21 protein-coding genes are annotated in these 21,327 nt (G+C 36.6%); 5 read left to right on the forward strand and 16 right to left on the reverse strand.

All coding sequences use genetic code 11. The annotated features are described in order from the left end of the window. Nucleotide 1: 1 nt before the first annotated feature. From AC2A07_RS01435 to AC2A07_RS01450, 4 genes are all read right to left on the reverse strand, one after another. Nucleotides 2-964: a glycosyltransferase family 9 protein gene (locus AC2A07_RS01435; protein ID WP_484048925.1), complete on the reverse strand. Its 963-nt coding sequence runs from the start codon at nucleotides 962-964 to the stop codon at nucleotides 2-4. A gap of 5 nt (nucleotides 965-969) precedes the next feature. Continuing rightward, a complete protein-coding gene (locus AC2A07_RS01440) occupies nucleotides 970-1,389 on the reverse strand; it encodes a SufE family protein (protein ID WP_314499180.1) in 420 nt (139 codons plus the stop codon). Between the two features lie 174 nt (nucleotides 1,390-1,563). Next, nucleotides 1,564-2,673, reverse strand: a complete 1,110-nt coding sequence (locus AC2A07_RS01445) for a glycosyltransferase family 4 protein (RefSeq protein WP_484048880.1) — start codon at nucleotides 2,671-2,673, stop codon at nucleotides 1,564-1,566. Beyond that, nucleotides 2,673-2,897 (reverse strand): uroporphyrinogen decarboxylase, encoded by a 225-nt coding sequence (locus tag AC2A07_RS01450; RefSeq protein ID WP_484048881.1) that lies wholly within the window; start codon nucleotides 2,895-2,897, stop codon nucleotides 2,673-2,675. Before AC2A07_RS01450 ends, AC2A07_RS01445 begins: the two co-directional genes overlap by 1 nt. A 157-nt stretch (nucleotides 2,898-3,054) precedes the next feature. On the opposite strand from AC2A07_RS01450, the gene AC2A07_RS01455 reads away from it, so the two are divergent. Beyond that, the gene (locus AC2A07_RS01455) at nucleotides 3,055-5,583 is read left to right on the forward strand and encodes an ATP-dependent Clp protease ATP-binding subunit (protein ID WP_314499173.1); all 2,529 of its coding nucleotides are present in this window, start codon (nucleotides 3,055-3,057) and stop codon (nucleotides 5,581-5,583) included. A gap of 150 nt (nucleotides 5,584-5,733) precedes the next feature. Here AC2A07_RS01455 and AC2A07_RS01460 read toward each other — a convergent pair whose 3' ends face one another. Next, nucleotides 5,734-6,261 (reverse strand): hypothetical protein, encoded by a 528-nt coding sequence (locus AC2A07_RS01460; protein WP_484048882.1) that lies wholly within the window; start codon nucleotides 6,259-6,261, stop codon nucleotides 5,734-5,736. A gap of 151 nt (nucleotides 6,262-6,412) precedes the next feature. Here AC2A07_RS01460 and mnmA point away from each other — a divergent pair, with 151 nt between their 5' ends. After that, entirely contained in the window at nucleotides 6,413-7,600 is a 1,188-nt protein-coding gene (mnmA, locus tag AC2A07_RS01465) for a tRNA 2-thiouridine(34) synthase MnmA (protein WP_484048883.1), read from the forward strand. 83 nt (nucleotides 7,601-7,683) lie between these two features. Here mnmA and AC2A07_RS01470 read toward each other — a convergent pair whose 3' ends face one another. After that, a complete protein-coding gene (locus AC2A07_RS01470; RefSeq protein WP_484048884.1) occupies nucleotides 7,684-8,079 on the reverse strand; it encodes a winged helix-turn-helix transcriptional regulator in 396 nt (131 codons plus the stop codon). Nucleotides 8,080-8,193: 114 nt separating this feature from the next. On the opposite strand from AC2A07_RS01470, the gene AC2A07_RS01475 reads away from it, so the two are divergent. Then, on the forward strand, nucleotides 8,194-8,949 hold the full coding sequence (locus tag AC2A07_RS01475) for an SDR family NAD(P)-dependent oxidoreductase (RefSeq protein WP_484048885.1): 756 nt from the start codon (nucleotides 8,194-8,196) through the stop codon (nucleotides 8,947-8,949). Between the two features lie 484 nt (nucleotides 8,950-9,433). Here AC2A07_RS01475 and AC2A07_RS01480 read toward each other — a convergent pair whose 3' ends face one another. From AC2A07_RS01480 to AC2A07_RS01520, 9 genes are all read right to left on the reverse strand, one after another. Next, entirely contained in the window at nucleotides 9,434-10,177 is a 744-nt protein-coding gene (locus AC2A07_RS01480; protein ID WP_484048886.1) for a LytR/AlgR family response regulator transcription factor, read from the reverse strand. A 161-nt stretch (nucleotides 10,178-10,338) separates the two neighbouring features. Beyond that, the gene (locus tag AC2A07_RS01485) at nucleotides 10,339-10,599 is read right to left on the reverse strand and encodes a 2TM domain-containing protein (protein ID WP_484048887.1); all 261 of its coding nucleotides are present in this window, start codon (nucleotides 10,597-10,599) and stop codon (nucleotides 10,339-10,341) included. A gap of 25 nt (nucleotides 10,600-10,624) precedes the next feature. After that, on the reverse strand, nucleotides 10,625-10,921 hold the full coding sequence (locus tag AC2A07_RS01490; RefSeq protein WP_484048888.1) for a 2TM domain-containing protein: 297 nt from the start codon (nucleotides 10,919-10,921) through the stop codon (nucleotides 10,625-10,627). Nucleotides 10,922-11,085: 164 nt separating this feature from the next. Beyond that, nucleotides 11,086-11,652: a methyltransferase family protein gene (locus tag AC2A07_RS01495; RefSeq protein WP_484048889.1), complete on the reverse strand. Its 567-nt coding sequence runs from the start codon at nucleotides 11,650-11,652 to the stop codon at nucleotides 11,086-11,088. 1 nt (nucleotide 11,653) lies between these two features. Further along, on the reverse strand, nucleotides 11,654-11,953 hold the full coding sequence (locus tag AC2A07_RS01500; protein WP_484048890.1) for a 2TM domain-containing protein: 300 nt from the start codon (nucleotides 11,951-11,953) through the stop codon (nucleotides 11,654-11,656). Further along, nucleotides 11,937-13,265 (reverse strand): 2TM domain-containing protein, encoded by a 1,329-nt coding sequence (locus AC2A07_RS01505; protein WP_484048891.1) that lies wholly within the window; start codon nucleotides 13,263-13,265, stop codon nucleotides 11,937-11,939. The genes AC2A07_RS01500 and AC2A07_RS01505 overlap by 17 nt, the downstream gene beginning before the upstream one ends. A gap of 138 nt (nucleotides 13,266-13,403) precedes the next feature. Further along, a complete protein-coding gene (locus AC2A07_RS01510; RefSeq protein ID WP_484048892.1) occupies nucleotides 13,404-14,057 on the reverse strand; it encodes a hypothetical protein in 654 nt (217 codons plus the stop codon). A gap of 34 nt (nucleotides 14,058-14,091) precedes the next feature. Then, nucleotides 14,092-16,314: a TonB-dependent receptor gene (locus AC2A07_RS01515; protein WP_484048893.1), complete on the reverse strand. Its 2,223-nt coding sequence runs from the start codon at nucleotides 16,312-16,314 to the stop codon at nucleotides 14,092-14,094. A gap of 250 nt (nucleotides 16,315-16,564) precedes the next feature. Then, nucleotides 16,565-17,467 carry an AraC family transcriptional regulator gene (locus AC2A07_RS01520; RefSeq protein ID WP_484048894.1) on the reverse strand — a complete coding sequence of 301 codons (903 nt, stop codon included), beginning with the start codon at nucleotides 17,465-17,467 and terminating at the stop codon, nucleotides 16,565-16,567. Between the two features lie 133 nt (nucleotides 17,468-17,600). On the opposite strand from AC2A07_RS01520, the gene AC2A07_RS01525 reads away from it, so the two are divergent. Then, nucleotides 17,601-18,104, forward strand: coding sequence for a superoxide dismutase family protein (locus tag AC2A07_RS01525; protein WP_484048895.1), 504 nt, complete (start codon nucleotides 17,601-17,603; stop codon nucleotides 18,102-18,104). A gap of 72 nt (nucleotides 18,105-18,176) precedes the next feature. On the opposite strand, the gene AC2A07_RS01530 is transcribed toward AC2A07_RS01525, so the two are convergent. After that, the gene (locus AC2A07_RS01530) at nucleotides 18,177-20,306 is read right to left on the reverse strand and encodes a carboxy terminal-processing peptidase (protein WP_484048896.1); all 2,130 of its coding nucleotides are present in this window, start codon (nucleotides 20,304-20,306) and stop codon (nucleotides 18,177-18,179) included. A gap of 144 nt (nucleotides 20,307-20,450) precedes the next feature. On the opposite strand from AC2A07_RS01530, the gene surE reads away from it, so the two are divergent. Next, nucleotides 20,451-21,221: a 5'/3'-nucleotidase SurE gene (gene surE, locus AC2A07_RS01535; RefSeq protein WP_484048897.1), complete on the forward strand. Its 771-nt coding sequence runs from the start codon at nucleotides 20,451-20,453 to the stop codon at nucleotides 21,219-21,221. Nucleotides 21,222-21,327: the final 106 nt, after the last annotated feature.

Here is a 21,327-nt window from a genome sequence, read left to right on the forward strand (position 1 = left end):
ATTATATTTTGTCCATAATTTGCTGAACACTTATTTCTTCAAGACATGCCCAGTCTCCACGGTAGCATTCTTTATCCCCGAAAACAGAACAGGGTCTGCAGGTTAGATCATTGATCTGGACAACATCATTCTCACTCTGACCAAATCCGAGAAATCCGGCATAGGGATGCGTGGACCCCCATACAGAAACACATCGGGTTCCTACAATGCTCGCTAAATGCATATTAGCTGAATCCATTGAAATCATCACTTCAAGTTGAGAAATTTCGTTAAGCTCTTCTGAGAGAGTAAGTTTTCCCGCACGGCTTTTTGTATTTGGAATTTCATTTTCCCATCTTTCAAGTGTTTCCGTTTCTTTTTCTCCACCTCCAAAAAAATAAACGGTATGCTTTTTTGCTAAAATTTTGACGAGCTCAAAAGATTTTTCCAGCGGAAGCATTTTCCCTTTATGCTGTGCAAAAGGCGCAAAACCGACTCCTGATTTTTCTTTACAGAGTGGCCTTAACTGGTGAGAAAGCGTCAATTGAAAACCCATCTCGCGGAAAACATCTGCATACCGTTCTACGGTTTTCTTTAACTGTTCTTTTTCTAAATTCCAAACATCCGTAAGTTCTTCTTTTTCTTCTTTTCCTTTATTGATTTTAAAAACCTTTAATCCTTTTCTTACATAGATCTTATCTAAGATCTTTGATCGGATAACATCATGAAGATCAGCAATGTAATCAGGCTGATATTCTTTAAGCAATTCTTTTCCCAGGCGTCTTATTCCCAGAAAACCTTTATAATCATCAAGATTGATCCCGTGAAAAATTATATTCGGGATGTCCGAAAAAAGACTTTTAAAATTATTCCTGGAAACCATGATGATTTCCACATTGGGATTCTGTTCTAAAAACTCACGAAAAACAGGCATTGTCATAGCGACATCGCCAAAAGCGGAAAAACGGTATGCTAAAATTCTGATCACTACTAAGATTTCAGTTGGTATGCGACTGCGTAAAATTTAATCTGTTTGGTCATTGCCATCAGCCCGTTGGCTCTGGAAGGAGATAAAAATTCCTGCAGCCCGATTTCAGAAATAAATTCAAAATCCGAATCAAGAATTTCCTGGGTTGAGTGGCCGCTGTAAATACTGACAAGCAGAGATACGATTCCCTTTGGGAGAATTCCGTCAGAATCTGCGTTGAAAAACAGTTTTCCATCTTTAAATTCAGCATCAATCCATACTTTACTCTGACAGCCTTTGATCAGGTTTTCATCTGTCTTCCGGTCATCCGGCAGACCTTTCAGTTCTTTACCCAGATCGATAATGTATTCATACTTTTGCTCCCAGTCTTCCAGAAATGCAAATTCATCGATGAGTTCCTTCTGATTTTCTTTAATCGTCATTTCTAAATTCTTTCTGCAAAGATAGCCAATTTTAAAAAAATAATTTTAATGAAAACCATTTACAATCATCTGCTTTAATCATAAAGATGAACTCAATTTCTAAAGGGACAACTTTTTAGAATCTCTTATTTTGCCATTGGTTTTCAGAATAAGATTGTAAATACTTTTTACTATTTATTCATTAAAAGATGCAGATGCTTTTTTAAAAACTTCAAGCAGTTTAATTTCTTCGTTTTCCCAGCAAAGAGCATCAGAAGCTTCGTGTAATTCTGATTGATAACTGTACCTCCCTTTATTTAAAATTAAGCTGATGGCTGCAGCAATATTTTCCGGCTGATGATTTACGATGACTTCCCCTACATCAAACTGTCTTTTGATGTTGAGCATTTCAGGAAGCGGAGAAAGTATTAAAGGAACCCTCGCCTGGATGCAGTCTAAAACTTTATTGGGAAGTGAAAATTCATAACTTTCGCCACCGTTTTCCTCAATACTCATTCCTACATCCGCAGTGACGGTAATTTTCCTTAAATCGTCCGGAAGCAGTTTTCCTAAAAACAGAACTTTATCCTGAAGATTTTCCCTAATAACCAAATCTTCATATTCTTTCTTCATCGGTCCATCACCGGCAATTTTAAAAATTACATTTTCCAGATGATGCATGGCCAAAATGGCTTTGTCAATCCCCCTGAAAGGATTGATGGCACCCTGATATAGAAGGATTTTCGGAACATTCTCAGGAATCTCTATTGAGAAACCTGTTTTTCTGGGAGCATTCTGAACAACTGTTGCCACAATTCCATACTTTCTCTGAAACCATTGAGCATAACTTCCGCTCGCAGTTATCATAAACTGTAAATGTGGAATTATTTTCCTCTGAAGATATCGCCATAGCTTCTGAGACACCTTTCCCTGAACTGCAGGCATTTCCGAAAATATTTCGTGACTGTCAAAAACCAGTGGAATATTCAGCTTTCCGGCTAAAAGATAATTAGGGAGCAACGCATCCAGATCATTGGCATGAAGAATGGTATTTTTGTCAGCCTTTTTTTTAAGCTGCCGGTATAATTTCCAGTTGAACTCAAAATAAGCTGTTTTGAGTGTTCCGGATCTTAAGGAAATCCTTGAAAAAGGATATGGCCTTTGCATTACTTCTTCCCCACCCCAGTTATTGCCTATTAACTCAACTTCATATCCATTCTCATGCAGTGTTCTGCATACTTTTTCGATTCTCTGATCGGTATAAAGATTGCTGAATGCAGAAGTCAAAACTTTTTTGCGGGTCATTATTTCTTTTTTTCGGTCAGAAGATGATACAGCTGTACAATACAGATAATTGCATTGGGAATGATGACCGGCCAGAGCATTCCGCTGAAAGCTCCGTAGATGACAAAACAGATACAGCCTATCAAATTGACAATTCTGATTTTACGTAAATCTTTGAGTATAAAACTTAAAACGATGAAAAGCGAAGCGGCATAGCCGATATAAGTAGCGGTTTCAGGACTCATGAAAAAAAATTGAGAATAACAAACTTAGTCATTTTCAACAAGATAAAAAACATTTTCCTGCCATAAAGTCATTAATTGTGTTTTGGTAAAATATTTGTAATTTAGATATAGAATAAACGATAAATGTTATCGTTATTCCAATTTGAGATACAATATTATGGATTATAAGTTTTCACAAGGTTTGAGCCAGGTGTTCAAACAGAGCAAAAATGAAGCTAAGCGGCTGAAAAGTGAATTTCTTAATACAGAACATCTACTTTTAGGTATTATAAAAACAGAAAACTCTGCAAAAGAAATCCTTCAGGGGCTGAATGCCGATTTAACACAAATCAGAAGAAAAATTGAAACTTTAAATACAGCAAGTCTAAATCCTATTTCTGAAGAGGTTACCAATATTTCTTTCACGAAGATGGCAGATCATTCCATCAAGCGTGCAGAGCTTGAATGCAGACAATATAAGAGCAATGAGATTAATACCGTCCATTTACTTTTAGGCATTTTATACAAGTATGAAGATCCTACTTCAAGTATTTTAGGGGCTTACGACATTGATTACGAAGGTGTTTCAAGGGAGTACCAGACGATGCTGAAAAACTCTGGTCAGACGCCTCAGAACTCTGCTTATGACGATGACGATGACAGGGAAGAGTTTGAGCAGATGAGAAAACCTACAGGAAATCTTGGTTCTGCCAAAAGCAAAACACCAACTTTGGATAACTTTGGAAGAGATTTGACTTCTTTGGCCAGAGATGGAAAACTGGATCCTGTCATCGGTCGTGAGAAAGAAATCGAAAGGGTTTCACAGATCTTATCCAGAAGAAAGAAAAACAATCCGTTGCTGATCGGTGAGCCTGGTGTGGGTAAATCTGCTATTGCCGAAGGTTTGGCTTTAAGAATCCAGCAGAAGAAAGTTTCCAGAGTTCTTTTCGGAAAAAGGGTAATCACCCTGGATTTAGCCAGTTTGGTTGCCGGAACAAAATACCGTGGTCAGTTTGAAGAAAGAATGAAAGCGATCATGACGGAACTTGAAAAGAACCGTGATGTCATCTTATTCATCGATGAGTTGCATACGATTGTAGGTGCAGGTAGTTCTACAGGAAGTTTAGATGCATCCAATATGTTTAAACCGGCACTTGCCAGAGGAGAAATTCAATGTATCGGTGCTACTACCCTTGATGAATACCGTCAGTATATTGAGAAAGACGGTGCTCTGGAGAGAAGATTCCAGAAAGTAATGGTAGAACCTACCAATATTGAGGAGACCATTCAGATTCTGAATCAGATTAAAGATAAATACGAAGAACATCACAATGTTGTCTATACGGATGAGGCTATTCTTGCGTGTGTCAATTTGACATCACGATATATTACAGACCGTTTTTTACCTGACAAGGCGATTGACGCAATGGATGAGGCAGGGTCTCGCGTTTATATTAAAAACATGAAGGTTCCTACCGAAATCATTGATTTTGAAAAGAAAATCGAAGATATCAAAGATCTGAAACAAAAAGCTGTAAAAGCACAGGATTATCTGGAAGCAAGAAAACTGAAGGATGAAGAAGAGCGTCTGCAGATGGAACTGAATTCTGCACAGGATCAGTGGGACAAAGATGTAAAAGAGAAAAAAGAAACCGTATCTGAAGAGAGTGTAGCCGAAGTGGTTTCGATGATGAGTGGTGTTCCGGTAACAAAAGTGGGCAAGAACGAACTTGATAAACTCGCCGGAATGGATAACAATCTGAACGGAAAAGTAATCGGCCAGGAAGATGCTGTCAAAAAGGTGGTAAAGGCTATCCAGAGAAACAGAGCCGGGTTGAAAGATCCGAACAGACCTATCGGTACATTTATCTTCTTAGGAACAACTGGTGTCGGTAAAACTGAGCTTGCAAAAGTAATGGCAAGAGAACTTTTTGATTCTGATGAAGCTTTGATCAGAATTGATATGAGTGAATACATGGAGAAATTTGCCGTTTCAAGATTGGTAGGTGCGCCTCCGGGATACGTTGGATATGAAGAAGGCGGACAGCTGACAGAAGCAGTAAGAAGAAAACCGTATGCAGTAGTACTGTTGGACGAGATTGAAAAAGCACACCCGGATGTATTCAATATTCTTTTACAGATTCTGGATGAAGGACATGTTACCGATAGTTTAGGAAGAAAAATTGACTTTAGAAATACAATTATTATTCTTACTTCAAATATCGGAACCAGAGATATTAAAGACTTTGGTGACGGTGTAGGATTCGGAACCAATGCCAAGAAATCGAATTCAGATTCAAGAACGAGAAGTACCATTGAAAATGCACTTAAAAAAGCATTTGCTCCTGAATTCTTAAACAGAATTGATGATATCGTGATCTTCAACTCTCTTGAAAGAACCGATATTTCTAAAATTATTGATATCGAATTGGGCAAACTTTATTCAAGACTTGAAAAATTAGGATACAAAGTAGACTTAACTGCAGAAGCCAAGGATTTCATTTCTGATAAAGGATGGGACAAGGATTTTGGTGCAAGACCATTGAAGAGAGCTATTCAGAAGTATATAGAAGACCTGTTGGCAGAAATGTTGGTAAACAAACAGCTTTCTGAAGGTGAAACGGTAACTTTAGATGTGAATGAAGCAAAAGACGGATTGGAAGGGAAAAGTCAGAAGACAAAAAAGTCAACTGAGAAATCATCTTAATAATCCAATAATAACATAACGAAAGCATCGGGAATTTCCCGATGCTTTTTTGTTTATTTCTATCCAATTTAAAAGGATCATCTGAGCATTAACAAAAATCATTAAATCATTAAATTTTTTAATTCTTTAATTCTTTAATCTTTAAATCTCCTAAAGCCCCACCACAAATCCCACACTCGGAATCAGGCCTCCTGAGAAAACACTGTTGTTTTCTCTATACAGAACATTATACATCAGGCCGATCTGCATAAAAGAATTATTGCCGATCTGCTGCATATATCCGCCGCCCATATATAAAGCGGTTTCCTGCTGGTTGTTTTTAAAGTTGTAGAACTTATCTTCGTAATTGACAAAAAAATGCTGCAGATTCCCACTGACAAAGAAAGATCTTGCAAAATAATAATTTACGAATGGTCCTGCGCCAAACATTGTTGATTTGTAAAAATCTGACGTCTGCCAGGAAACACTCCCTATCAGGCCGGCTTCCAGATCATTGGTCAGCCGATATCCTACTCTGGGTGTTACCTGAAGATTAAAATAAGAATTACTTCCGAAGCCTACGCCCAAGCCGCCTCCGAAAGTCCATCTGTTGGTTTCAGAAGTTGGAGTTCCAACGGCTACCTGAGAAAAAGATAATGCTGAAATTAAGACGAGTGAGGAAATAAATAGTTTTTTCATGTTAAATATTTTTGTGTGAACTTAAATATCACTTATGTGATTCTATCGTTTTTATCAATGCATAAAATTATCATTTTTTTTGTGAACAGGATTATTGTAATTTTGCAGCTCAACTAAGAACTCCCGTTAAGAGTTTCGTAAAATTGAATAAATGAAAGTAGTAGTAGGCCTCTCCGGAGGTGTAGATTCAAGTGTGACAGCATATTTGCTGCAACAGCAGGGACATGAAGTTGTTGCTCTTTTTATGAGAAACTGGAACGATGCATCCGTGACTTTAGAGGATGAATGTCCCTGGATCGAAGACAGCAATGATGCACTGATGGTTGCTCAGAAATTGGGAATTCCCTTCCAGGTCATTGATATGAGCGAACTTTATAAAGAGAGAATCGTTGATTATATGTTTGATGAATATCAGAAAGGGAGAACGCCCAATCCTGATGTGTTGTGTAACCGAGAAGTGAAGTTTGATGTTTTTATGAAAACAGCAATGTCTCTGGGAGCAGATAAGGTAGCAACGGGTCATTATGCAAGAGTAGACTCAACAACTGACAAAAACGGAAAAGAGATATTTCATCTTCTGGCCGGGAAAGATAACAATAAAGACCAGTCTTATTTTCTTTGTCAGCTAAATCAGGATCAGTTATCCAAAGCACTGTTTCCGATTGGTGAACTCACAAAACCTGAAGTAAGGGAAATCGCAAAAGAAATCGGTCTTGTGACTGCCGACAAAAAAGATTCCCAGGGATTATGTTTTATCGGAAAAGTAAGCCTGCCTCAGTTTTTACAGCAGCAGCTGGTTCCTAAAAAAGGAGAAATTGTGGAAATTTTCAAAGATTCACCTCTGTTTTCCCAGGAAACTCCTGATTTTACATCAAAACAGGAAGAGCTTGAATATCTAAGCCGCAAAATCCAGTACAAAAAATCAGACGGAAAGGTTATCGGCAAGCATCAGGGAGCCCAGTTTTTCACGATCGGACAAAGTAAAGGACTGGGAATAGGCGGACATAAAGAAAGCTGTTTTATCGTGTCGAGAGATATGGAAAACAACATTATTTTCGTTGGAGAAAGCCACAGTTTTCCGGGATTGCATAAAAAGGCATTGAAAATTGACAATTCCGAAGTACATTGGGTGCGTGAAGACCTCAAATTGGAAAACGGAGGATCAATGGAAGTACTGGCAAGATTTAGATACAGGCAGGATTTGCAGAATGCAAAAATTTATCAGTTTGAAAATGCATTCTATATGGAATTTGAGAATCCCCAGTCTGCAATAGCCGAAGGACAGTTTGCTTCCTGGTACATTAATGATGAATTAATCGGAAGCGGAGTTATTTCGTAGATAATATAAAAAAGACTCGATCGGGTCTTTTTTATTTCTAAAATTCAATATTTTTATTATCAAGATCATCAGGGGATCAGATATTATTTCTCCAGCTGGATGATCTCCTTTTTTGCACTTTCACCGGTATTTCCAATAATTTTTTTTCTGTGTGCTATTCCCCACTCCGTCAGATTATTAATAATTTTTTTCAGAGATTTTCCGTGTTCAGTCAGCTCGTACTGAACCGTCACAGGCTGAGTATCCAGCACCGTCCTGTTTATTAATTTATTGATTTCCAATTCTTTTAATTCTTTACTCAACATCTTATTGGAAATTCCGGCAACATCATTTAGAATATCAGAAAATCTTCTCTTATTGTAATAACATACTGAAGAGATGATCTGTATTTTCCATTTTCCGTTAAGTACGTCCATGGAGTCCTGAACGGCCATCATCTCTTTTTTATGTTGTTCTTTTTGAAGGGGCTTACAACTCATAAGGTTACTTTTTTGTTACTGCGTTACCTCGCAGTTACTGTTACTTTTCGTAACAAAGTTACCAAAATAAATTTATTGTGATACTTTTGTTTAAGAATTTATAACAGTAAAATAATGGACAGATTAAAAAATAAGGTCGCTGTAATTACAGGTGCATCAAAAGGGATAGGTGCTTCAATCGCAAAGTATTTCGCAGCAGAAGGAGCTAAAGTTGTGGTCAATTATGCTTCAGGTAAAGAAGATGCAGACAGGGTGGTTGATGAGATCAGCAACAGCGGTGGAACCGCAATAGCTGTACAATGTGATATCTCTAAAAAATCAGAAGTTGTCAACCTTTTTAATGAAACAAAAAAAAATTTTGGGACATTGGATATTCTGGTAAACAATGCCGGAATTTATAATTATGAACCTATCGAAGATGTTTCAGCAGAAACATTCCTTAAGCAATTTAACATCAACGTTTTAGGAGCTATCTTCACCATACAGTCAGCACTGAAACTTTTTGGTGATCAGGGAGGAAATATTATCAACATCAGTTCAGGGGTAAGCAGATCACCTTTACCAACAGGTTCTGTGTATTCTGCTACAAAAGCAGCGCTCGATGCGGTAACTGTGTCCCTTTCGAAAGAATTTTCCGGCAGAAATATCCGGATCAATTCTATTTTGCCGGGTGTGGTGGAAACGGAAGGTTCCCGCAGTGGCGGATTTATAGGAAGTGAGTTTGAAGCAAAATTAATTGCCACAACTCCTCTCGGACGTACCGGTCAGCCGGAGGATATTGCAAAAGCAGCTGTATTTCTTGCGTCTGATGATGCAGGATGGATTACGGGTGAACAAATTGCAGTTTCCGGTGGAATCTACGGTATATAGAACTGGTATGAAATAATAACATTTGTTATTTAGAGTATTTTGATGTCACTCCCTTTTCAGGTAATAAATACTGCTCCGGATCTTAAGAAAGTCAACTGACTGATATTATAAAACCCGAAACGTTTTGTTTTGGGTTTTTTACTGAAAAGAAAAATTATACTATTCTATTTTACGGTGTGTCCCATGTCGTATTACGCTTCATTTCAGGAAAAAAAAGCACGAATGAATATATCAAAAATCCAGAATATAATTTCTATAAAAGGCATTTTATAGGTCTTTGGATTGTTATTAAATCTGAAATTGCACAAGTATCGTGCGGATTATGGTTACACTTGGCAATTAACATTTTTTATTTGCAGGAACGATTAAGTCAGGTGTTTCCACAATTAGCTTTTAGTTTCACACTTCCTCTGCGATCAATCACTCAACAATGATGAAGTGTTTAATGGCTGCCAGTTAAACTTTCATCTGAATCATTTTTAGCTCAGCCCACCAGCCAATCTTTAAAGTCTTTGACACGATCCCTGCTCACCGTAATTTCTTCCTGGGGCTGAAAGTTCAGCTCAACCTTATAATTAGGGGATGTATGGATATTTTTAATATATTCTGAATTAATAATAAACTGCCTGTTGACACGAAAAAAAACCTTATCATCAAGGACATCCGCCAATTCATCTAAAGTAAAATCTGAAGGATAAACACGGTCCGAAGTCTGTAAATAAACAATTTTATTTTCACTGAAGAAACAGCTTACCTCATGGGTTTGGACGATCTTTAAGTTATACCCTATCTTTACCAGAATTCTTGAAAGCGTAGTCTTTTCTTTCTTAATAAGCTGTTTGATATCTTCAGAGCTCACAGACTGATCTGAAGGGAGAAACGACTTGAATTTCTCAATTGCGCCTCCAAGATCCTCTTCCATAATGGGTTTCAGAAGGTAGTCAATACTGTTTAATTTAAATGCCTTTAAAGTGTACTGATCAAAGGCAGTCGTGTAAATCATGAATGCTTTGGTTGATATTTGCTCAAAAATATCAAAAGAAAGACCGTCTCCCAAAACAATATCAGAAAAAATAAGCTGCGGATGCTCATTCTCAGAAAACCATCTCACGGCATCTTCCACAGATTCCAGGTTGGCAACCACCTGTAATTCAGGAAAAAGACTCAACATTCTTTCCAGTTTTCTTGCTGCTGGCTTCTCATCTTCTATGATGACCGTTTTTATCATGGATATTGGCTTTAGTTTTAAATACAGAATTGAAAAGTATTTCTTCACTGCAAAAGTATCAAAAGAAATGATTGAAAAAAGAATTATAAACACGTAAGATTAAAATACCTGTCTATTCACTTATCAATCTTTTAACCCTATTTTTATCCCGGGAATGAATTTCATTTCACTTTGCGAATTTCTTCTTCAAGGATTTTATTCTCCCATTCTGTGTTTAAGATAAATAATTTTACCGCTTTTACTGTTAAAATAACAGCCCAAATGATCAGGATAAATGAAATACCAAATAATGATTCAGAAAGGTTTCCGGTTCTGAAAAATTTTCTGAAAAATAAGATTATAGTTACAATCCCAAACCACATACAGTTTGTATAAAATGCTTTGAGGTCTTTCATTCTTTGCTGTGCACTACTGTAATTCATTTTTTTATGTTTTAAAGGTTAGCTATTAAAGTGATTTTGAATTTTTTCTCTCCTCCTCCATCAATTGTTGAATTTTTTTCTCCTCCCAATCTCTCCCTATTCCAAAAGTGCCTGCTGCATGGATCGAAAGACCTACTCCCCAGCCTAACATCGGCCAGTAAAACCATAAGTGATCTGGCGAGGTTAAAAGATTTAGAATTAATAAAAATGGGATAACCAAACAGTATGATGTTAGGTTTCCGTAGAATCCCTTTAGATCTTTTACTCTCTTTGCTGCTTTTTTGTACGCCAAATTTTCTTTGTTGACTGATAAATTTTCCATAATATTTGTTTTAAAATTTATATTTGTTTGTTTTTCCTGAGTCAAATTTAGGTCAGCAAACAGGCACGATTCAACTTTTTATGACCGAACGGTAGATTTTCAGTACTGAGCTGCAAAATCCCGACTCTGATGAACCGGGATCTGTTTATTTTAAGATAAATCTGCTAAAAAACAAATGGAATCAACTTTTTCGTTTTCTTTTTATACACTGAATATTCATTTCCAAACTGTTCTGTCAGAGCCTGCTCTTCAATCCTGATCCGATACAGAAAAGCTGAAAATGGAGGTAAAAAGGCTAAGAACAGTGAGATCCAGTTATTCAGAAACAATCCAAGACCTAAAAATGTAAGAAGAGCAAAGGAATAAGAAGGGTGCCTCACCCACCTGTAAAATCCCTCTTTCTTGATCTGATGGTCTTTTTTAATGGAAACATCTACGGTAAAAAATTTACCTAGAGATTTAATGATAATCCATCGGAAAAGAATTCCGGTCACAATGAACAATTCACCCAGGTATAAAATCCAATACTGATTTCTGATATGAAATGACGTCAGTTTAGAAACAGTAACGGCTAAAAATACAGAGGGAATGATAACCACCCAAAGCATATTCAGGGTAGACTGATCTTTTTTCTCATCATTTTTTCCGGATTTAAATTTTCGCTTATAGTAAATTTCGCTTAAAAACCATACGATAATCGACCCATAAAACAATAAATACAGTGCATTCATTTTATTTGTTTTTATTCATTAATTCTCTTATTTTCTTTTCTTCCCAATCACTGCCGAGAATCAATGCAGGTAAAAAAACACTGAGACCGTGTGCTGCGAGACCAACTCCCCAAAGCAAAGGAAGTTTCAATAAATCCGGATCCCAGAATCTCTCTCCTGAATCTACATTGAGCGCTTTTGTACCAATGATAAAGATATTGACAAAAAAGTAAACCAGTCCATGAATGTAAAATCCTTTGATCCTTTTTACTCTTTTTACAGCTTCACGATAACGAACGCTGTCTTTATTCAAATTTTCCATTTCTATTCTGTTTTTCTAAAATTTCTTTAATTTTTCTTTCCTCCCAATTCCTGCCCACTGCAAAGGCACCCATTCCATGAGCGGCTAAGCCAATTCCCCACCCAAGCATCGGCCAAAAAAACCAGAGGTTTTTTGGAGAAGTAATCAAGTTTACAATCGTCAGGAACGGAATAATCATACAGTAGGCAATCAAATTTCCGTAGAAACTTTTTATTTCTTTCATTTTCTTTTTCGCTCTTTCATACGCATAATCATCCATTTGAGCTAAATTATTCACTATTTCAGGTTTATAGCTAAGCACGGGAAGTTTTACTTTAAAAAAATCTTCAGATTTTTCAATGAATACATTTTTATTGGTCAACAGTGCGTACCGCTGGACAATATTTGATAATCCTATTCCTGCACTTTCTTTGATCTGTTCACGAACCTGTAAATTATTTTCTATACATAAAGTATTTCCTTCTGTGAAAATTCTGATCAATAATGGTTTTGAAGATGTTGCTAAATTATGCTTAATACAGTTTTCCAAAAGCAGCTGCAGAGAAAGCGGAACAACAAATTTTCGCAAATCTTCATCTTTGACATCGAAAATAAAATTAACACTGTCTTCAAATCTCGTTTTCAGTAATTCACTGTAGGTTTTAGCAAACTCTAATTCATCTTCAATAGTTACCAGTTCTTTATCTTTCTGCTCAAGAACATACCTGTAAATCTTTGACATCGAAGCTGTAAACTTTTGAGCCTGATTTGGATTTTCATCGATTAAAGAACTCAGAACATTTAATGAGTTAAAAAGAAAATGTGGATCAAGCTGATTTTTCAAACTTTCAAACTGTGCGTTCGCAGATTTTGCAATAAGCTTCTGCTCGACAACTTCTTTTCTGGAAGTTTTCTTGAGTTCTGCCATAAACCCTTTTGCATGCAGAAAAGCAGAGATCAGCAGCGCAATATTAATGGTGAACCAATTGATAAAATTATATCTCCCGGAAAAATATTCCTGTGCAGAAACTGCTTTCTGGAAAACCACAAAGTTTATATAATTACAGAAATAAACCAAAATAGTGTTGGCAATAAGTATAGAAACAATACTGATAACCGCCCTCTTCGTCGTTGCTTCAGACCATGGGAATTTTTTGTTTAAAAAATCATTGATTAACGCATTCCCCGCACCTAAGAGAAAGGAATACATCATCGAAACAACTATAGAAATTAAAAAATTCTCAAACGTCTTGTCATTAGTAAGTGCAAAAAAGAAGAATAGTGAAGTTCCAAGAGAAATCCACAGCAATATGATAAGATCCTTACGTTTCATGATTCAATTTTCTGATTCAAAAATAATTCAAATTATGTTCAACAAAAATTATTTCTTACTGAATGGTTCATTTTTATAACTGAACTGTTGCCAAAAAAACCTTCTGGAGAAGAAGGTTTTCTTATCAATGAACTGAAACTATTTTGAAGAAGATTCTGATCCTATGAAATATTCGGCTTCTGCCTTCCCCCAGTCAGGATCTAAAGCCGTTTTTGGTTTAAATGTATTAAATTTCTCCAACGCCTTCTTAAACTGTTCCATTCCTTTTACTTTACTTCCTCCATACTGTTCGGGAGTAAAGTAGGTATCTTCTGCCTTTATTAAAAGCACCCGCGGATTTTCCGGATTCAGTTTTTCTGCTTTATTTAATTCTTCCTGAGCTTTCATCCCAAAAGTCATATACCGCTCCTGCGGATTGACCATCATTTTTAATGAATAGACCATTTTCTGAAGCAGTTGAATCTCTGAATTTTCTTTTTCTATACCTGTTGCAGCATCAATGTATTTTTGAGCCTGATCTGTAAGAGCATCAAGTCCTTCAAGTTTGTTTTCCCTCATAAGAGTTCTCCCCTTTTGGATGTATGCAAAAGCTGCATAATAATTAGGCTGCCACCTGTCCTTTTCTTTTTCGGCAATCCTCTCAAAATCGTTCGCCAATACCTGAAGGGCATCAGCAGATTTTGCGTTTTCAATTCTGTCGATCTTTTCTTTCATTACTTTTTCATAACTGTTCTGAGCAAAAGACAGTAAACTGATCAGAACTAAAGTAAAACTTAAAAACTGTTTTTTCATGACATATCTATTTAAAGGTTATTTTTTGATGAGATTAAAGATTATTATTAATGGCGTCCTGTGTTTTATCAACACCGAAACTGATAAACATTCCTACGAAAACAAAGGTATTAACGGGCGGAACAACAGCTGAATTTCGTGATCCGTTTTGTGAAAAATTGTATCCGTAAATATTTTTATTTCCTAAGACATTGGAAACGCTGACCACAAAGATCGTAAATGCTTTTGCATCTTTTTTACCCAGGTTCGGAAGATAATTGAAACTTAGATTAAGTGAATTATAGTCCTTCAGCCTGCCTTCGTTCCTAATAATATTTTTATCATTTTGAGTAATAATATCATAGTAAGGTCTCCCTTTTGCATAAGTATATGACAGATTAACCCCTGTTTTCCATTTAGGGATAAATCTTTTAGCCACTAATGAAACCGTATGTTCTGCAGCAAAATTAGGTTTTAAACTTACAGGATAATTCAGAAAATCTCGCCTAGAATCCAGAAATGAATAACTGATCCAATAATCAAAATTGTCAAATGTTTTCTTGTCTCTCCAGAATAATTCCAACCCTTTGGCAAAACCATTGCCATTATTGTTAAAAGCACTCTGAACCTGTTGATTCTGCTCACTGTCCGGAACAATATTCTGTGTTTTGATCAGTGCATCATACTGTTTATAAAAAGCTTCAAATCGAAGGCTTCTTCCCTCTGTTGATCTCTGAACCTGAAAAATATAATGCTGTGATCTTTGAAAATCTAAGTCTGCTGAAGAATTGATGTATTTACTTTCAGGATTCTGATAAAACAGTCCGTATGCGAAAGATGTTGTCCAGTCCTCCGCCAGACGGTATGCCAGGGCAAAACGGGGGGCAAAATTACTCTTATCAAGAAAAGAAGAATGCTCTCCCCTTACCCCAATCTTGGCAGAAAAATGATTACTGAAACCTAAATCTGTTTCAACAAAAACAGAAGAAATAAGATCCTGATAATTTTTGCTGATCTGACCGAAATTAAGTTTTTCATTCGTTTGATTTAATTCAATACCACCCCGCAATGCACTTATTTTATTAATTTTTCTGTCCGCAACAGCTTTGAAGTTAATATAATTTCCATCATTCAATAACGAAGTTTTACCAGATTCAATATTGTCTTTTTCAGTAGAAAACTGTAAATCAGACTGGTTATAAGAGTAAGAAGCTCCTGCATTAAAAAGGTACTTTCCGAATTTTTGCCTGAAAGATACATTGTGATAGGTGTTTTTTCCCTTTAGCCTTACCGCAGAAAAATCATATTCCGGCTCTAAGCTTTCAGTTTTTACACCCAATTTATTGGAATCATACATCCCATAATATTTTAAAAAGCCTCCTGATTTTGTCCTGATCCTGAAATTGGCATCGCCGTTAAAACCTTGCGGGGCATTCACAAAATCAGTATTAAAATTAAAAATATTCTGCATAAGATCTAATGATGAATAGCCTGCACTTGCTCCATACGAAACATTTTTATTATTGTTCAGCTTCTGAAAACTGCCGTTGAAAAATATTGGTGAAATACCAAAATCATAAGAACTCTGATCGGGAAGGTCTACACTTTCAAGCATCAATGCTCCCGAAAGTGCCTGTCCGTACAAAGCGGAATATCCACCGCTGGAAAAAATATTCCCCTTGAAAAGAGACGTATTGAAACGGTCTCTCCCTGCAATACCGGGAACGGAGCTGGAAAAGTAATTATTGATTAAACTTCCATCCATAAAAATTTTAGTTTCTGATCCTGTTCCACCGCGAACGAACAGGCCTTCTGTTTCTCCTACTTTCTGTACGCCCGGAAGATAATTTAAAGCTGAAGAAATCTGTCCGTCTGCTCCTGCTGTCGTGTAAATATCAATCGGTGTAAGAAGCGCTGTTGCCCTTTTCTTATCACTGGCCTCTATAGAACCGGCAGACACTACCACAGCATCTATTTCATTAATCTGCTCTTTCAGTTCTGCATTGACAGAGATATCGTGACCTTCAATAAAAACGGACTTTTCAATTTCATTGTATTTCGGATGCACAAAGGTGAGTAAATGACTGCCCGTTTCAGAAGTTTCAAAAGAAAAATTTCCTTCAGAATCTGTTGTACCTCCGTCATAAGTATCTTTCAGAGTTACGTTAACTTCATTGATCCCTCTGTTTTTGAAAGTTACTTTTCCCGAAATTTTCGTCTGGGCAGAATTTAATGCACACAGAAAAAATGGGATAAGAAAAAGTAGTTTTGTTTTCATAGCTGTCTTATTTCGATTCAAAAGTAGGCTGAATTTTGGCCTGAAATAATTTTTTGTTACTGAGCGGTAGATTTTGATTTCTGAATCGCTGTTTTTAATGTATAATATTACTTTGGCAAAGATTGTCCTGAAAAATCTACTTCCCTTTAGTTTATAAAAGACCTGTTCGAGGAATATGGATGATGGGTATCAAAATTCTTTCAATCCTGATATCTGTCTTTTAGGAAAAGAAATTTATCCCTGCTTTGAATTACTGAATGGGAATACAGAAATCAACGATCATTTTTCCTTCGGGATGTTCTTTGAAATCAGAATGGTAAATCTCAAAAGGAAATGCTTTGCGGGTTGAGTAGTTATTTTCTTTCATCCATAGAAATAATGATACCCATGATTGCTCAAACTCGGCAAGGGTGAGTTCTCCACTTCCGACGATGAATTTTCCGGCTTCCAGAATTTCAGGAAATATTTCTTCCTCCTGTTTTTTCATTGGCTCATTCAAAAGCATACAGGCGTGTATTCTCACTTTATCTGCTGCCGTTACTTTAAAGCTGTCATGGTAAACAGAGATCATTTTGAGGTCTTCCTGAGGGAATAATTTTCTTTCTTTAGCCCAGTCGATCAGGATGTTGAAAGATGTTTCTACATTAGCAATCCCAAGGCTCATGACGGCTGCAAGATTCATCTCCGGAAGTTGTGTTACTTTAATTTTTAGATTCATTGCGGTCCAGTGTATAAGGTTTTCCATATTGCAAAGGTAGGAGGCAAAAACAGTATCAACCTGTCCGTTATTGCTCTGTATCCTGGAGACCGTATGAAATTTTTCAGGACTGGCTTTTCTGAATTCTGTCGGGGATTTGCCGTAGTACTTTTTGAAAGTTTTATTAAAACCTGAATGACTGGAGAAACCGAGGTTCAGGTAAATATCTTTTACCTGTACATTTTTTCGCAGTGACAGGTAAAATGCGCTTTTCTCTGTCCTTTTTCTGGAAATATACTGCTGCAGTGTTTCACCGGTAATCAGTTTGAAGATTCTGTGAAAATGAAATGAAGAATAGGAACCAACCTCCGAGACTGTTTCTAAAGTAAGTTCAGTATCAAGATTTTCGTCAATATACTGAATGATTTTCACCATTCTTATTTTATATTCTTTCACTCTGTTTTTTTACAAAGGTATGAGGTTACTGTCAGTTTTAGTTGTCATTTATTGCTAATAAAGAAAACCGTCAGTTACCGGGTTTATGAAATTATTTGTAAATTTAGGTTGAAAACACATAAGTACTTTTTTTATGAAACCAAAAACTTTAATAGTATTAACAGGTTTAGCTGTATTATCAGCATCTTGCAGCTCAAGTAAAACCTATTCCATTTCGGCAAAAAGCGGAACACAAACAGAAGGAACTGCAAAATTTACACAGACCGGCAACGATGTAGTTCTAAATCTGGAAGTGAATAATTTAACTCCCGGTGTTCATGCCGTTCATATCCATGAAAAAGCGGACTGTTCCTCTCCCACTGCAGAATCCGCAGGCGGCCATTGGAATCCTTCAAAATCTAACCATGGAAAGTGGGGAAATGCACATTTCCACATGGGAGATATAGGAAACCTCGTAGCTGACCATCAGGGGAAAGCAAAGCTGACCTTTAGAACAGACAAATGGTGTCTGGACTGTCCTGAAGAGGCAAAAACCATTATGGGCAGAGGGCTAATTATCCATACAGGAAAAGACGATTATATGACTCAGCCTACAGGCAATGCAGGAGGAAGAGTAGGATGCGTGGAAATTAAATAAGTTCATTCATTATTCTGTAAAAAATAAGCGGCGCTGATCTGAGATCAGCGCCGCTTATTTTTATTATTTTGCTTAAGCCTTTGTTTTCATTTCGGCGATAATATTCATCGCTTCCTGAAGATAAGTGTCTTTCTTAAGATTCTTGATCCACATTTCAGATTTCTTCTTAAATGCTTCATCTTTTTTCTCTCTCTCCATTTCCGAAGGATACATCGAGAATTTAAGACCGTTTTCAAATTTGGTCAATGCCTTGAATTTTTCAATCTGCGCCTTTCTCTGCTTCATCAGTTCGTTGAATTTGGTCATATTCAAAGTGATTGTCTCTTCTTTATCCAGTTGTTCTCTCCATTTTGCGGATTCTAGCAATAACTGGTAATTGGTGTTTTTCGCCATTCTCTCATTGCTGGACTTCTCTAAAGCTTTAACATCAAAATAACTCAGTTTCTGGTAATTTGAACTAGGAATTTTGTCCCATGCCAAAGCAAAATCATCATACCTTTCACCCACTTCGGCATACGTAAAGAAATCTTCCATTCTGATATCTGAAACAATTCCTTTTCTCTGGTTAGATTCCCCGCTTATTCTGTAGAATTTCTGAATCGTCAGTTTTAAAGACCCGAAGTCATCTTCTGTATTTAAAAACCTGTTTAAGTCTACAAATGTCTGTACCGTTCCTTTTCCGAATGACTGTGGAGAACCTACAATAATTGCTCTTCCATAATCCTGCATAGCACCGGCTAAAATCTCAGAAGCTGAAGCAGAAAGCTCATTTTGCATGATCACCAAAGGACCTGTCCAGATCGGAGTTTCCTGTTTGTTTTTTAAAGTTTGGATTTTTCCGTTTCCGTCTTTCACCTGTACATAAGGACCTGCATTCATAAACAGTCCCATGATGTCACCGACTTCCGTCAGTGAACCACCTCCATTATTTCTGAGATCCAGGACGATTCCTTCAATTCCCTGAGCTTTTAATTTTATGATTTCGTTTTTGATGTCATCAGAAGCATTTCTTCCTTTTTCATCTTCAAAATCTGCATTGAAACTTGGTAAATTGATGAATCCGTATTTTTTTCCGTTAGTGGAATTAACGATGATACTTCTAGCAAAAGTATCTTCAATTGCTACTTCTTCACGGATCATTGTTACCTCAACAATTGTTTTATCTTTTTTCTGAACGGTTAAAGTAACCGGAGTTCCTTTTTCACCTCTGATCAGTCTCACGGCTTCATCAGAAAGCATTCCTACAACATTTACAGCATCTTCCTTCGGTTTAGATCTTACTTTCAGAATCTTATCTCCTTCAGAAAGTTTCTTTGATTTCCATGCGGGTGCACCGATCGTTAAAGCTCCGAGGAAAAGATTACCTTTTTTCTCCTGAATGATGGCTCCGATTCCGATGACCTTTCCTTTAAACTGAGTATCAAAATCTTCCTTATCTTTTGGAGAATAATAGTTGGTGTGGGGATCGAAAACTTCTGTATACGCATTCATATAAACCGTAAACCAATCCATTTTCTTTCTTTTCTTAAATCTTGTAAATGTTTCTTTTACAAGGTCTTTAACCTCATCAGTTGCCTTTAATTTCTTTTGATCAGGGGTAAGGATCTCAAGTTTGATCGTATCATTAAGCTTGTATTTCTGCACAGAGTCTTTCTTTTCTTTCTGAGCTTCTTCTTTGCTGTTCATGGATTCGATTTCCTGAAGAATATTATACTTGATAAATTTTCTCCATTCATTGTACTGCTCTTTTTTATCTGCAGGAACTTTTTTAAGTTTTGACTCCAGTGTCAGCGTTTCGTCTTCTTCCAGATTGATGGGCTGGCTGAAAATTTCCTGAGTGATTTTATCAATTTCATCAACTCTCTGGTATAATCTGTCAATGGTGAGTTTATAGAAAGACAGGTCTCCTACATTCAGATAATCGTCAAGTTTGGTTTCATGCTTGCCAAATTCCGTCATGTCTGACTGCAGAAAATATCTTTTCCCCGGATCGATCATTTCAAAATAATGTTTATAAACATCCTTTGAATAAGCATCGTTGATGGGTTTTGGACTGTAGTGTAAGTAAGATAGTGTATTTTTAACGCTCACCATTATCGTCTGCATTTTCTCATCGTCATTCTTGGGCGAGTTGAAACAAAACATAAGACTTGTTAATGGAATAAGGAGTAGAAATTTATTTAGTTTAAAATTTTTCCACATAAATCTGTAATATATTTTTATTAAATTTATTTAAAATCATATAATAAGTTGTATTTATTAAACGACTGTTACAAACTATCAAATTTAATACCTTATTTATAATTATCAATTAGTTTTAAGTAATTTTGTTAAAATTTAATTTTTATGGAAAAACCACTAATTCTGGTAACCAATGATGATGGAATTACAGCTCCCGGTATCAGAAATCTTATAGAATTTATGAACGAAATCGGAGAAGTAATCGTGGTTGCTCCCAATTCTCCGCAAAGCGGGAAAGGCCATGCCATTACCATCAACTCGACACTGAGTTACGAAGAGGTACAGCTTGAGGGACCACAGACTGATTATTCATGCAGCGGAACGCCTGTAGACTGTGTAAAGATGGCTCTGGACAAGATCCTTCCAAGAAGGCCTGATATTGTCGTTTCAGGGATTAATCACGGTGCAAACTCTTCAATTAATGTTATTTACTCCGGGACTATGTCAGCAGCAGTGGAAGGCGGTGTAGAAGGTCTTCCTTCCATCGGGTTTTCACTTTTAGACTTCAGCTGGGAAGCAGATTTTGCGCAGGCAAAGGAATACATTCAGAATATTGTAAGGAAAACCCTGGAAAACCCTATGCCTAAAGGTATTGTTCTCAACGTCAATATCCCCAAACTTCCAAAAGAGGAAATCAGAGGGATTAAAATCTGTAAGCAGGCCAATGCAAAATGGGAGGAAAGTTTTGATGAAAGAATCAACCCGCATGGTAAAAAATACTACTGGCTTACCGGATATTTCAATAATATGGATGAATCAGAGGATGCTGATGAAACAGCTTTGGCAAACGGATATATTTCTATTGTTCCGGTTAAGTTTGACCTTACGGCTTATGAGTATATAAATACACTGAATGAAATCATGAAATTTGATTAAACATAGTTTTTAGTCTTGAAATAAAATTACCTTCGTAAAGTTGCTGATGCTATTTCAAGACTTTTACTACTAAAATTTAATCCTGATTTCCCAAAACTTGCGCAAA

Source organism: Chryseobacterium sp. HNCC26DJ238, assembly GCF_057180465.1.